The organism is Pseudomonas nabeulensis, assembly GCF_004682045.1.
Taxonomy (GTDB): domain Bacteria; phylum Pseudomonadota; class Gammaproteobacteria; order Pseudomonadales; family Pseudomonadaceae; genus Aquipseudomonas; species Aquipseudomonas nabeulensis.
In genome coordinates, this window is sequence record NZ_QUZT01000042.1 from 45,581 (window position 1) to 59,339 (window position 13,759).

8 protein-coding genes are annotated in these 13,759 nt (G+C 61.8%); 7 read left to right on the forward strand and 1 reads right to left on the reverse strand.

All coding sequences use genetic code 11. The features are described 5' to 3' along the window. Window positions 1-63: 63 nt before the first annotated feature. The 5 genes from treP (at window position 64) to DYL61_RS20685 (ending at window position 7,508) form a co-directional block, all read left to right on the forward strand. Window positions 64-1,506 (forward strand): PTS system trehalose-specific EIIBC component, encoded by a 1,443-nt coding sequence (gene treP / locus DYL61_RS20665; protein ID WP_135309862.1) that lies wholly within the window; start codon window positions 64-66, stop codon window positions 1,504-1,506. A gap of 123 nt (window positions 1,507-1,629) precedes the next feature. Beyond that, window positions 1,630-3,276, forward strand: a complete 1,647-nt coding sequence (gene treC / locus DYL61_RS20670) for an alpha,alpha-phosphotrehalase (protein WP_135309863.1) — start codon at window positions 1,630-1,632, stop codon at window positions 3,274-3,276. 71 nt (window positions 3,277-3,347) lie between these two features. After that, complete coding sequence (locus tag DYL61_RS20675) at window positions 3,348-4,568, forward strand: maltoporin (protein WP_135309864.1); 1,221 nt, start codon at window positions 3,348-3,350, stop codon at window positions 4,566-4,568. A gap of 160 nt (window positions 4,569-4,728) precedes the next feature. After that, on the forward strand, window positions 4,729-7,230 hold the full coding sequence (gene ptsP / locus DYL61_RS20680) for a phosphoenolpyruvate--protein phosphotransferase (RefSeq protein ID WP_135309865.1): 2,502 nt from the start codon (window positions 4,729-4,731) through the stop codon (window positions 7,228-7,230). Window positions 7,231-7,232: 2 nt separating this feature from the next. Beyond that, window positions 7,233-7,508 carry a PTS sugar transporter subunit IIB gene (locus tag DYL61_RS20685; RefSeq protein ID WP_135309866.1) on the forward strand — a complete coding sequence of 92 codons (276 nt, stop codon included), beginning with the start codon at window positions 7,233-7,235 and terminating at the stop codon, window positions 7,506-7,508. 126 nt (window positions 7,509-7,634) lie between these two features. Here DYL61_RS20685 and mltF read toward each other — a convergent pair whose 3' ends face one another. Continuing rightward, window positions 7,635-9,095 (reverse strand): membrane-bound lytic murein transglycosylase MltF, encoded by a 1,461-nt coding sequence (mltF, locus tag DYL61_RS20690; RefSeq protein ID WP_135309867.1) that lies wholly within the window; start codon window positions 9,093-9,095, stop codon window positions 7,635-7,637. 287 nt (window positions 9,096-9,382) lie between these two features. Between mltF and purL the strand changes: the two genes are divergently transcribed. Then, window positions 9,383-13,279 carry a phosphoribosylformylglycinamidine synthase gene (gene purL / locus DYL61_RS20695; protein WP_135309868.1) on the forward strand — a complete coding sequence of 1,299 codons (3,897 nt, stop codon included), beginning with the start codon at window positions 9,383-9,385 and terminating at the stop codon, window positions 13,277-13,279. Window positions 13,280-13,283: 4 nt separating this feature from the next. Beyond that, the gene (locus DYL61_RS20700) at window positions 13,284-13,595 is read left to right on the forward strand and encodes a YqfO family protein (protein WP_135309869.1); all 312 of its coding nucleotides are present in this window, start codon (window positions 13,284-13,286) and stop codon (window positions 13,593-13,595) included. Window positions 13,596-13,759 lie beyond the last annotated feature (164 nt).

The following is a 13,759-nucleotide window of genomic DNA, read 5'->3' on the forward strand; positions in this document are numbered from 1 at the left end:
CTCGTACAGACGAGTACGTTTGCCCTCGTTCCCCCAATAAAAAAACCAAAGTGGAAACCCAGCATGAGCCACGACTATTCCAATATCGCCCGCCAGATCCTCGAGCACCTCGGGGGCAGCGACAACCTTGAGCAAGCCGCCCACTGCGTGACGCGCCTGCGGCTGGCGCTCAAGGACCCGAGCCGGGTCAACAGCGGCGCGTTGAACCAGGTCGATCTGGTCAAGGGCTCGTTCTTTACCGGTGGCCTGTTCCAAGTGGTGATCGGCCCCGGCGAAGTGGAAAAGGTCTACGCCGCCCTGCGCGAGCAAACCGGCCTTGCCGCCGCCACCATCGCCGACGTGAAGAAGAAGGGCGCCGACAAGACCAACGCCATGCAGCGCCTGGTGCGGGTGTTCTCCGATGTGTTCATGCCGATCCTGCCCGCGCTGATCATCGCCGGCCTGTTGATGGGCGTGAACAACCTGATGGGCGCCAAGGGCATGTTCATCGAGGGCAAGACGCTGCTGGAGGCGTACCCGAACCTGGATGGCCTGTGGAGCCTGATCAACCTGATGGCCAACACCTCGTTTGTGTTCCTGCCGGCGCTGGTGGGCTGGTCGGCGGCCAAGCGTTTTGGCGGCAGTGAAATCCTCGGCATTGTGCTCGGCCTGATGCTGGTGCACCCAGACCTGCTCAACGCCTGGAACTACGGCAAGGCAGTGGCGGGGCTGGACGGCCAGAGCCTGCCGTACTTCGATATTTTCGGCTGGTTCAAGATCGAGAAAGTCGGCTACCAGGGGCAGATCCTGCCGATCCTGATGGCCGCCTATGTGATGAGCGTCATCGAAAAATACCTGCGGGCGCGCGTGCCCAACGCGATTCAACTGCTGGTGGTGCCCATCACCACCATCGTCGTCACCGGCGTGCTGGCGCTGGCGATTATCGGCCCGGTGACCCGTCACCTCGGCATCCTGATCACCGAAGGTGTGGTCACTCTGTTCGACCTGGCACCGATGCTGGGCGGGGCGATTTTCGGCCTGCTGTATGCGCCGCTGGTGATCACCGGCATGCACCACATGTTCCTCGCCGTGGACCTGCAACTCATCTCTACCCAGGGCGGCACGTTTATCTGGCCGATGATCGTCATGTCCAACCTGGCCCAGGGCAGCGCCGCACTCGGCGTGTTCTACATGACCCGCAATGCGCGGGACAAAAGCATGGCCTCCACCTCGGCGATCTCGGCGTATTTCGGCATCACGGAGCCGGCGATGTTCGGCGTGAACCTGCGCTTCAAGTTTCCGTTTTATGCCGCGCTGCTGGGCTCGGCGCTGGGCAGTATTTTCCTGTCGTTGAACAAGGTGCAGGCGTCGGCCATCGGTGTGGGTGGGTTGCCCGGGTTTATCTCGATCATCCCGCAGTACATCCCCAGTTTTGTGATTGGGATGGTGGTCGCGATGGTGGTGCCGTTTGTTTTGACCTGTGCATTGAGCATGAAGATTGTTCGGCCTGGATACAGGGTTGCCTGACCCACCGCTATCGGGGGCAAGCCCTCTCCCACCTTTGAATATGTTCACAAATCAAAATGTGGGAGGGGGCTTGCCCCCGATGAGGCCCTCACAGCCAGCACACCATTAATTGAAGGAATCCCCATGCAAACCTGGCAACACTCGGTGATCTACCAGATCTACCCAAAAAGCTTCCACAGCCACGCGGGTAACGCCACCGGTGACTTGCTGGGCATCGTCGACAAACTCGACTACCTGCAATGGCTGGGCGTCGACTGCCTGTGGATCACCCCGTTCCTGCGCTCGCCGCAACGGGACAACGGCTACGACATCAGCGACTACTACGCCATCGACCCCAGCTACGGCACCATGGCCGATTGCGACCTGCTGATCAGCGAGGCGGCCAAGCGCGGTATCAAGCTGATGCTCGACATCGTGGTCAACCACACCTCCATCGAGCACGAGTGGTTCCAGCAAGCCCGCAGCAGCCTCGACAACCCGTACCGCGACTTCTACATCTGGCGCGACCAGCCGAACAACTGGGAATCCAAGTTCGGCGGCTCGGCCTGGGAATACGAGGCGCAAACCGGCCAGTATTACCTGCACCTGTTCGACCACACCCAGGCCGACCTGAACTGGGACAACCCCCAGGTGCGCGCCGAAGTGTTCAAGTTGATGCGCTTCTGGCGCGACAAAGGCGTCGGCGGTTTCCGCCTGGACGTGATCAACCTGATCTCCAAGCCCGCCGACTTTCCGGAAGACAACACCGACGGCCGACGCTTCTACACCGACGGCCCGAACGTGCATCAGTACTTGCAGGAAATGCACCGCGAAGTCTTCGAAGGGCATGACCTGATCAACGTTGGCGAGATGTCGTCCACCAGCCTTGAACACTGCATCCGCTACTCGCGGCCGGAGTCCAGGGAGCTGTCGATGACCTTCAACTTTCATCACCTGAAAGTCGATTACCCGAACCTGCAAAAGTGGGTGCAGGCTGACTTTGACTTTCTGCAACTCAAGCAGATTTTCTCCGACTGGCAACTGGGCATGCAGGCCGGTGGTGGCTGGAACGCATTGTTCTGGTGTAACCACGACCAGCCACGGGTGGTCTCGCGGTTTGGGGATGACGGCGAACACCGCGTGGTCTCCGCCAAGATGCTCGCCACCGCGCTGCATTTTCTGCAGGGCACGCCCTATGTGTACCAGGGCGAAGAACTGGGCATGACCAATCCGGGCTTCGACAAGATCGAGCAATACCGAGATGTAGAGACGTTGAACATCTTGCGCCTCAAGCGTGACGCGGGTGAGTCCGAGGCGTCGAGCATGGCGGCGATCAAACAGAAGTCGCGGGACAACGGGCGCACGCCGATGCAGTGGAGCAGCGGGGCCAACGCCGGATTCAGCAGCGGCGAGCCGTGGATCGGTATTCCGGCCAACGCCAGGCAGATCAACGTCGAAAGCCAGTTGGACGACCCGGACTCCGTGCTGCACCACTACCGCGCGTTGATTGCTTTGCGCCGTCACGAACCGCTGATCCAGGACGGTGTTTATCGCGAACTGCTGCCAGACCACAGGCAAGTCTGGGCCTACCTGCGCAAAGGCCACGGCGAACGGCTGCTGGTGCTGAACAATTTCTATGCCGCGCCGTGCGAAATCCAACTGCCCGATCACCTCATCAGCACCGCCATTGCGCAACGCCTGCTGATCAGCAATTACCCCGACTGCCCGCTGCGCAGCAGCACGGTGGTGTTGCGCCCGTACGAATCGTTTGTGCTGCACCTCAAGGACTGAGAACCGCGGGAACCCCTGTATGGGAGTGCAGGGGCGCTTCAAAAACCATAATAAAAATATCGGAGTGCTTCATGAAAACAACAATAAAGCTGGGCCTCATTGCCTCGTGCCTCACCGCTCCTGTTGCCGCTCAGGCCCTGGAGTTCGCCGGTTACCTGCGCAGCGGCGCGGGCACCTCCACCGGCAGTGGCAAGCAGCAATGTTTCCAACTGCCAGGGGCGCAATCCAAATACCGCTTGGGCAACGAATGCGAGCAGTACGCCGAACTGGAGCTGCGCCAGGACTTGCTGACCCTCGATGACGGCTCGGTATTGAGCGTCGATGCCATGGCGTCGCTGTACAACAAGTACGACCGCGCCCTTAAATTCCAGGGTGAAGACAATGGCTCGGCACGCATGCCGCAGATGTACGCGCAGTGGTCCAACCTGCCCAGCCTCAATGGCGGCTCGATCTGGGCCGGTCGGCGTTACTACAAACGTAACGACATCCATATCTCCGACTTCTACTACTGGAACCAGAGCGCCACGGGCGGTGGTATCGAGGACGTATTGATCGGCGACCTCAAATACAGCTACGCGATTTCCCGCAAGGACAACCTGTACCAGAAGGAATACGCCACCCGTCACGACTTCAACGTCGCGGGCTTCAAGGCCAACCCCGGCGGGGAGCTGGAGCTGGGCTTGAGCTACATCGAAAAAGCCGGCGGGCGTGACACCCATAGCGGTTGGGCGCTCACCGCACAGCATGTGCAAACCCCTTTTCTGGGCGGCAAGAACAAGTTCGCCTTGCAGTACGGCGAAGGCCCCGGCACTGGCTTGGGTTATACCGGCGATACCTTCCTGGACAAGAGCAGCAAAAGTTATCGCGCGGTGGAGTTTTTTGATTGGCAGGTGACCCCGCGTTTCGGTGGTCAGATCGAAGCCGTGTATCAAAAAGACATCCGCCCCGGCAGCCAGGACCAGACCTGGATGTCGCTGGGTGTGCGCCCGGCGTATGCCATCAGCGAGCAGTTCAAACTGGTCGCCGAGCTTGGGCATGATCAAGTCGATGCCACCGGAGGCACACGCAAGTTGAGCAAGTTCACCTTCGCGCCTACCTGGTCGCCCAAGGGGCCGGATTTCTGGGCACGGCCGGAAGTGCGCTTGTACTACACCTATGCGAGCTGGAACGAAGCGGCCAAGCGCGCGGCGAATGAGCTGGCGGCGGGGTCGGCGTTGTCCGATACCGGGTCGTATGGCACGGCGCGGCATGGGTCGAATGTGGGTGTGCAAGTCGAATACTGGTGGAAATAACTGTGGGAGGGAGCTTGCTCCCGATGGCGGTGTATCAGACACAGATGCAGTGATTGGTCCCCCGCTATCGGGAGCAAGCCCCCTCCCACCTTTGATCACTGTGACCCTTGAATTTGCATCCACCCAATGATTTTTACAGAACACAACAACAGGTGAAGTCATGACCACAACTCAACCCCTGGAACTGCTGGCACCGTTGTCCGGTGTGCTGCTGGCGCTGGACAAGGTGCCCGACCCAGTGTTTTCCAGCCGCGTGATCGGCGATGGCCTGTGCATCGACCCCACCTCGCAGACCCTCTGCGCGCCACTGGCCGGGGTGGTCAGTAATATCCAGGACAGTGGGCATGCCGTCAGCATCACCGATGACCAGGGGGTACAGGTGCTGATGCACATCGGCCTCGACACGGTGAACCTGGCAGGCGAGGGCTTCACGCGCCTGGTGGCGCAGGGCGAGCGGGTTGAGGCCGGGCAAGCGCTGATCGAGTTCGATGCTGACTACGTGGCACTTCATGCTCGCAGCCTGCTGACCTTGATGCTGGTGGTCAGCGACGAACCGTTCACCGTGCTGGCGAACGACCTGGTGGAGAGCGGCCAGCCGCTGTTGCGGTTATCCCCAGGCGAAACCGTTGACACCGTGGATGAGGAAGAAGGCGATGCGCTGTTCTCCAAACCACTGACCTTGCCCAATGCCAACGGCTTGCACGCCCGCCCGGCGGCGGTGCTTGCCCAGGCGGCGAAAGGCTTCAACGCGAGCATCTATCTGCACAAACAAACCCAGAGCGCCAACGCCAAATCCCTGGTGGCGATCATGGCGCTGCAGACGGTTCACGGCGATACCTTACAGGTGAGCGCGGCGGGGGAGGATGCTGACGCGGCGATCAGCGCATTGGTTGCGCTGTTGGCGCAAGGTTGCGGTGAGGACGTCGCGGTGGCGGTGGTTGAGCCGGTGCCGTCGGCGTCCGTGTTGAAGGGCGTGTGTGCGTCGCCGGGTTCGGCGTTTGGCCAGGTGGTTCAGGTGGCTGAGCCCGAGTTGAACATCACGGAAAAAGGCGCAGGCGAAGCGGTCGAACGTGCTGCATTGGAACATGCGCTAAACGCCGCAACCGAAGCGCTGCAAGCGTTGCAAGGCAAGGGCGCCCAGGCCGAGATTTTCCGTGCCCACCAGGAATTGCTCGAAGACCCGACGCTGCTGGAGCACGCCCATGGCCTGCTGGCCCAGGACAAGAGCGCAGCCTTTGCCTGGAACAGCGCCACGGTCGCCACCGTCAAGCTGTTCCAGGGGCTGGGCAATGCCCTGATCGCCGAACGGGCGGCGGACCTTTCGGATGTTGGCCAGCGTGTGCTGAAACTGATCCTCGGTATTCAAGAAAGCGCTTGGGATTTGCCCGAACGCGCGATCCTGATTGCCGAACAACTGACCCCCTCGCAAACCGCCAGCCTGGATACCCGCAAGGTGCTGGGCTTTGTCACGGTCGGCGGCGGTGCGACCAGCCACGTTGCCATCCTCGCCCGTGCCCTGGGCTTGCCGGCCATGTGCGGTGTGTCGACTCACGTGCTGGCGCTGGCGAACGGTAAGCAGGTCCTGCTCGATGCCGATAAAGGCGAGCTGCACCTGGACCCGAACCTGGCCGAGATCGAGCAACTGGAAGCGTCGCGCCAGCAGCAAGTGCAGCGGCGTCAGCACGACCTGGCGCAGGTGGCTTTACCGGCAACCACCCGCGACGGCCATCACGTCGAAGTCACTGCCAACGTGGCCTCGTTGCAAGAGGTCGAGCAGTCCCTGACGCTCGGCGGTGAGGGCGTTGGCCTGCTGCGCTCCGAGTTCCTCTACCTGGACCGCAATCGCGCCCCCAGCCCCGAGGAACAAGCCGACACCTACACCGCCATCGCCCGTGCCCTGGGCACTGAGCGCAACCTGGTAGTGCGTACCCTGGACGTCGGTGGCGACAAACCGTTGGCCTATGTGCCGATGGACGCCGAGACCAACCCTTTCCTGGGTCTGCGCGGCATTCGCCTGTGCCTGGAACGCCCGCAGCTGCTGCGTGAACAGTTCCGCGCGATCCTCGCCAGTGCCAGGTTGGCGCGGTTGCATATCATGCTGCCAATGGTCAGCCTGCTCTCTGAGCTGCACCTGGCGCGTAAGATTCTTGAGGAAGAAGCACGGGCCTTCGGCCTTAACGAGTTGCCAAAACTGGGCATCATGGTCGAAGTGCCGTCGGCCGCGTTGATGGCGGATGTGTTCGCGCCCCATGTGGACTTCTTCTCCATCGGCACCAACGACCTGACCCAATACACCCTGGCCATGGATCGCGATCACCCGCGTTTGGCGAGTCAGGCAGACAGCTTTCACCCGGCCGTCCTGCGTTTGATCGCCACCACGGTCAAGGCCGCCCACGCTCACGGCAAGTGGGTGGGCGTGTGCGGTGCGCTGGCGTCCGAAGCGCTGGCGGTGCCGGTGTTGCTTGGGCTGGGGGTGGATGAGTTGTCGGTCAGCGTGCCGTTGATCCCCACCATCAAGGCCACCGTGCGTGAGCTGGATTTGGCGGATTGCCAACTCATCGCCCGCCAGGTGCTGGGCCTGGAAGAAGCCGCCCAGGTTCGCGAGGCCTTGCGCCTGTATCACGCGGCGACGGTCGAAACCTCATCTGTTGTGGAGCTTTGAGCATGTTCGAGAAATTGCAGCAGGCGTTCTGGAAGGCGCTGACGCCGGATTTGATCAAGGAAGAGGTCGTCGCGGCGCCGGGTTTGTTGTCGGCGGATGTGCTGAATGCGTTGGGTGGGGCGGAAAACCTCAAGTCGCAGCAGCGGGTGGCGCTGACGCGGGTGCGAGTGCAGTTGCGGGATGTGGCGAAGTTGGATGCGGAGGCGTTAAAAGTGGCGGGTGTGCCGGGGGTGATGCTGCTGACGGATGGCGTGGTGCATCTGCTCACCGGCCTTTAAGCCAAGTGGAGATGAAAATGTGGGAGGGGGCTTGCCCCCGATAGCGGTGTATCAGTCAACTCATTCAGTGACTGACACTCCCTCATCGGGGGCAAGCCCCCTCCCACATTTTGATCAGCGGTGTTCTTATAACTGTGGGTTGTCTTCCGGCGGCTTGGTCTTGTTCACACCCGGCACATGCAGGTTGCCTTCCACCACCTGGTTACCCTCCAACTGCGGCTGGGTCACCCAGGTCAGGATGTCGTAATACCGGCGGATGTTGGCCACAAAGTGCACCGGCTCCCCGCCCCGTGCATAACCGTAGCGAGTCTTGCTGTACCACTGCTTCTGCGACAGGCGCGGCAGCATCTTCTTCACGTCCAGCCACTTGTTCGGGTTCAGGCCTTCGCGCTTGGCCAGGGTGCGTGCATCGTCCAGATGGCCGGAACCGACGTTGTAGGCGGCGAGAGCGAACCACGTACGATCCGGCTCGGCGATGCTGTCGTCCAGCTCATCCTTAATCTTGGCTAGGTACTTGGCGCCGCCCATGATGCTTTGCTTGGGGTCCAGGCGGTTGGACACACCCATGGCCTGGGCGGTGTTCTGAGTCAGCATCATTAGGCCGCGCACGCCGGTCTTGGAGGTGACCGCCGGTTGCCACAGCGATTCCTGATAGCCGATGGCCGCCAGCAGGCGCCAGTCGACTTTTTCTTCCTTGGCGTAAGTCTTGAAGTGCTTCTCGTACTTGGGCAGGCGCTGCTGCAAATGCTGGGCGAAGGTGTAGGCGCCGACATAACCCAGCACGTCGACATGCCCGTAGTAGCGGTCTTTGAGACGCTGCAACGTGCCGTTCTTCTTGACCTTGTCCAGGTAGCTGTTGATCTCGTTGAGCAGGCTGTTGTCTTCGCCTGCCGCCACGGCCCAACTCTGGTTGCTGGCATCGCCCAGGTCGAACGCCACGCGCACGTTGGGGAAGTACACCTGGTTCATCGCCACTTCGTTGGAGTCCACCAGGGTCAGGTCGATCTGGCCCTCGTCCACCATGCGCAGCAGGTCGACCACTTCAACGGCGTCGGATTCTTCGTATTCAATGGCAGGATTCTGCTTTTTCAGCGCTGCCAGTTGTTCGGCATGGGTGCTGCCCTTGAGCACCATGATCTTCTTGCCCACCAGGTCCGCCGCATTCGTCGGGCGAGACTGGCCATTGCGGTAGATGATCTGCGGGGTGACTTCCAGGTACGGATGGGAGAAACGCACCTCTTTGAGGCGCTGCTCGCTGCTCACCAGACCGGCGGCGGCGAGGACCGGGCCGTTGGGTTTGCCCAACTGGCCGAACAGGTCGTCGAGGTTGTCGGCGGTCTCGATCTCGAGCTTTACCCCCAGGTCGTCGGCAAAGCGCTTGACCAGCTCATACTCGAAACCGGTTTCGCCGTTGCGGTCCTGGAAATACGTGGCCGGGCTGTTCCGGGTAATCACCCGCAATACGCCATCCTCCTTGATTCGCTCGAGCGTGCTGGGCTTATCAACACAGGCACTGAGCATCAGGAAGAGTCCGGTTACGATCAGCCATTTGGCGAATCGCGGGCGCAAAGCAGTAGGGGAGAACATCTGCGCAGTATACGCAAACGGCCCACGGCGCCATATCTCGACAGAGGCGGACTTGTCTGCTAGCGCTGCGCAAACTGTGCTGCAGCCCGCAGAAACGGGGCTTGGCGCAGGATTGTGACGGTTAAAATAACTGCGTGGGATGCCCGGATGCAGGTCTGTAAAGGGGAGGAATCCAGCCAACTGACGTTCGGCAGCAGCCAGCCGTACCGTTTCGGGTGCCGTTGGCGGCGGTTTACGCTAGAATGCACGGCCTCAAAGCACACCCCCTTCCCGAGGCTGTCCCGAAGATGTTGATCCTGCGCGGCGCTCCTGCCCTTTCTGCCTTTCGCCACAGCAAACTCCTTGAGCAACTGAGCCAGAAGGTTCCAGCTGTTACAGGCCTGTACGCTGAATTTGCTCACTTCGCCGACGTTACCGGCGTATTGACCGCCGACGAACAGCAAGTGCTGGCACGCCTTCTGAAGTACGGTCCCAGCGTTCCCGTTCAAGAGCCGACCGGCCGCTTGTTCCTGGTTCTGCCACGGTTCGGCACCATCTCGCCCTGGTCGAGCAAGGCCAGCGATATCGCCCGCAACTGCGGCCTGTCGAGCATTCAGCGCCTGGAGCGCGGTATCGCCTTCTATGTCGCCGGCCAGTTCAGCGAGGCCGAGGCCGAGCTGATCGCCAGCAGCCTGCACGACCGCATGACCCAGATCATCGTCAGCCAGCTGGAACAGGCTGCCGGCTTGTTCAGCCACGCCGAGCCCAAGCCGCTCACCGCGATTGACGTGCTGGGCGGTGGCCGCGCCGCCCTCGAGAAGGCCAACACCGAGCTGGGCCTGGCCCTGGCCGAAGACGAGATCGACTACCTGGTCAACGCCTTCAACGGCTTGAAGCGCAACCCGCACGACATCGAACTGATGATGTTCGCCCAGGCCAACTCCGAGCACTGCCGTCACAAGATCTTCAACGCCAGTTGGGACATCGACGGCGAAAGCCAGGAAAAAAGCCTGTTCGGCATGATCAAGAACACCTACGTGATGCACAGCGAGGGCGTTCTGTCGGCTTATAAGGACAACGCTTCGGTCATCGTCGGCTCCGTCGCCGGCCGCTTCTTCCCGGACCCAGAGACCCGCCAGTACGGCGCGGTGCAGGAGCCGGTGCACATCCTGATGAAGGTCGAGACCCACAACCACCCGACCGCGATTGCCCCGTTCCCGGGCGCAGCCACCGGTTCCGGCGGCGAGATCCGCGACGAAGGCGCCACCGGCCGTGGCGCCAAGCCAAAGGCGGGCCTCACCGGTTTCACCGTGTCCAACCTGCAAATCCCGGGCTTTGAACAGCCGTGGGAAGTGCCGTACGGCAAGCCTGAGCGCATCGTCAACGCGCTGGACATCATGATCGAAGGCCCGCTGGGCGGCGCTGCGTTCAACAACGAATTCGGTCGTCCGGCGCTGACTGGCTACTTCCGTACCTTCGAACAATCCATCACCACCGCGCGTGGCGATGAAGTGCGCGGCTACCACAAGCCGATCATGTTGGCCGGCGGCATGGGCAACATCCGTGAAGAACACGTCAAGAAAGGCGAGATCCTGGTCGGCTCCAAGCTGATCGTGCTCGGCGGCCCGGCGATGTTGATCGGCCTGGGCGGCGGTGCCGCTTCCTCCATGGCCACCGGCACCAGCTCGGCGGACCTGGACTTTGCTTCCGTACAGCGCGAAAACCCAGAGATGGAGCGTCGCTGCCAGGAAGTCATCGACCGTTGCTGGCAGTTGGGTGACAAGAACCCGATCAGCTTCATCCACGACGTCGGTGCCGGTGGTTTGTCCAACGCCTTCCCGGAACTGGTCAACGATGGCGACCGTGGTGGCCGTTTCGAACTGCGCAACATTCCAAACGACGAGCCGGGCATGGCCCCGCACGAAATCTGGAGCAACGAATCCCAGGAACGCTACGTTCTGGCCGTCGGCGCTGAAGACTTCGCACGTTTCCAGGCCATCTGCGAGCGTGAGCGCTGCCCGTTTGCCGTGGTCGGCGAAGCCACCGCCGAGCCGCAGCTTACTGTTACGGATAGCCACTTCGGCAACAGCCCGGTGGACATGCCGCTGGAAGTGCTGCTGGGCAAAGCCCCGCGCATGCACCGTTCGGCCGTGCGTGAAACCGAGCTGGGCGATGATTTCGACCCAAGCACGCTGGACCTGGCCGACAGCATCGAACGCGTGCTGCACCACCCAGCCGTGGCCAGCAAAAGCTTCCTGATCACCATCGGCGACCGCACCATCACCGGCCTGGTGGCCCGTGACCAAATGGTCGGCCCATGGCAGGTTCCGGTGGCTGACGTTGCCGTCACCGCCACCAGCTTCGACGTGTACACCGGTGAAGCCATGGCCATGGGCGAGCGTACCCCGCTGGCCCTGCTGGACGCCCCGGCGTCGGGTCGCATGGCGATTGGTGAAACCCTCACCAACATCGCTGCTTCGCGCATCGGTAAATTGTCCGACATCAAACTGTCGGCCAACTGGATGTCCGCTGCCGGTCACCCCGGTGAAGACGCGCGCCTGTACGACACGGTTAAAGCCGTGGGTATGGAGCTGTGCCCTGAGCTGGGCATCACCATTCCGGTGGGCAAGGACTCCATGTCCATGGCCACCCGTTGGAACGAAGACGGCACCGACAAGAGCGTCACTTCGCCGCTGTCGCTGATCGTCACCGGTTTTGCGCCGGTCACCGATGTACGCCAGACCCTGACCCCGCAACTGCGCATGGACAAGGGCACCACCGACCTGATCCTGATCGACCTGGGCCGTGGCCAGAACCGCATGGGCGCATCGATCCTGGCGCAAACCCATGGCAAGCTCGCCAAGCAGGCGCCGGACGTCGACGACGCCGAAGACCTCAAAGCCTTCTTCGCCGTGATCCAGGGCCTCAACGCCGACGGCCACCTGCTGGCCTACCACGACCGTTCCGACGGTGGTTTGCTGACCAGCGTTGTCGAAATGGCCTTCGCCGGTCACTGCGGCCTGAACATCGTGCTCGACAGCGTTGCCGAGGATAAATCCGAGATCAACGGCATCCTGTTCAACGAAGAGTTGGGCGCAGTGATCCAGGTTCGCCAGGACGCTACCCCGGACGTACTCGCACAGTTCAGCGCCGCCGGCCTGGGCGACTGCGTGGCGGTGATCGGCCAGCCGATCAACAATGGCCAGATCGACATCGTCTTCAACGGCGACACCGTATTTGAAGGCCAGCGCCGTCTGCTGCAGCGCCAGTGGGCTGAGACCAGCTACCAGATCCAGCGTCTGCGCGACAACGTTGAGTGCGCCGAACAGGAATTCGACGTGATCCTGGAAGAAGACAACCCGGGCCTGAGCACCAAGCTCAGCTTCGACGTCAACCAGGACATCGCCGCGCCTTACATCAAGAAAGGCATCCGCCCACAGGTTGCCGTACTGCGTGAGCAGGGCGTCAACGGCCAGGTGGAAATGGCGGCGGCGTTCGACCGTGCCGGCTTCAATGCGATCGACGTGCACATGAGCGACATCCTCGCCGGTCGCGTTGACCTCAATGAGTTCAAGGGCCTGGTGGCGTGCGGCGGTTTCTCCTACGGCGACGTACTGGGTGCCGGTGAAGGCTGGGCCAAGTCGGCCCTGTTCAACAGCCGTGCCCGCGACGCGTTCCAGGGCTTCTTCGAGCGCAACGACAGCTTCACCCTGGGTGTGTGCAACGGTTGCCAGATGATGTCCAACCTCAGCGAACTGATCCCGGGCAGCGAGTTCTGGCCGCACTTTGTGCGTAACCGTTCCGAGCAGTTCGAAGCCCGTGTCGCCATGGTGCAGGTGCAAGAGTCCAACTCGATCTTCCTGCAAGGCATGGCCGGTTCGCGCATGCCAATCGCTATCGCCCACGGTGAAGGCCATGCCGAGTTCGAAAGCGAAGAAGCGCTGCTGGAAGCCGACCTGTCCGGCACCGTGGCCCTGCGTTTCGTCGACAACCACGGCAAGGTCACCGAGACCTACCCGGCCAACCCGAACGGCTCGCCGCGCGGGATCACCGGCCTCACCAGCCGCGACGGTCGCGTCACCATCATGATGCCGCACCCGGAGCGTGTATTCCGCGCCGTGCAGAACTCGTGGCGCCCGGAAGAGTGGAACGAAGACGGCGCGTGGATGCGCATGTTCCGCAACGCCCGCGTGTGGGTGAACTAAGACGGTGTACAAGCTCGCCTTCTTTGTGCCCGACAGCCACGTGGAGACGGTGAAAACCGCCGTCTTCGCCGCCGGCGGCGGGCGCATCGGCGATTACGACAACTGCGCCTGGCAAGTGCTGGGCCAAGGCCAATTCCGCGCGTTGGACGGCAGCCAGCCGTTTATCGGGCAGGTGGGCCAGGTTGAAGTGGTTGAGGAATGGAGGGTGGAGTTGGTGGTGGCGGATGAGTTGATTATGGCTGCCGTGGCTGCGTTGAAGCTGAGCCATCCGTACGAGACACCGGCTTATGAAGTGTGGCAGTTGGCGGATTTCTGATTCGCTGAATGCAAAAACAAGAAACCCGCTGGGCCAGTTTGGCCGGCGGGTTTTTTGTTGGCTGTGAGGGCCGCATCGCAGGCAAGTCGAATCGTCGCACCGCCCCTCCCACAATTGGATTGCGAACACAGTCAAATGTGGGAGGGGGCTTGCCCTAATGCCAG

Excerpts from the sequence above, each read along its gene's own strand:
- DYL61_RS20685 (WP_135309866.1), top strand. The coding sequence starts at position 7,233 with ATGTTCGAGAAATTGCAGCAGGCGTTCTGGAAGGCGCTGACGCCGGAT.
- ptsP (WP_135309865.1), top strand. The coding sequence starts at position 4,729 with ATGACCACAACTCAACCCCTGGAACTGCTGGCACCGTTGTCCGGTGTG.
- treC (WP_135309863.1), top strand. The coding sequence starts at position 1,630 with ATGCAAACCTGGCAACACTCGGTGATCTACCAGATCTACCCAAAAAGC.
- treP (WP_135309862.1), top strand. The coding sequence starts at position 64 with ATGAGCCACGACTATTCCAATATCGCCCGCCAGATCCTCGAGCACCTC.
- DYL61_RS20675 (WP_135309864.1), top strand. The coding sequence starts at position 3,348 with ATGAAAACAACAATAAAGCTGGGCCTCATTGCCTCGTGCCTCACCGCT.
- mltF (WP_135309867.1), bottom strand. The coding sequence starts at position 9,095 with ATGTTCTCCCCTACTGCTTTGCGCCCGCGATTCGCCAAATGGCTGATC.
- purL (WP_135309868.1), top strand. The coding sequence starts at position 9,383 with ATGTTGATCCTGCGCGGCGCTCCTGCCCTTTCTGCCTTTCGCCACAGC.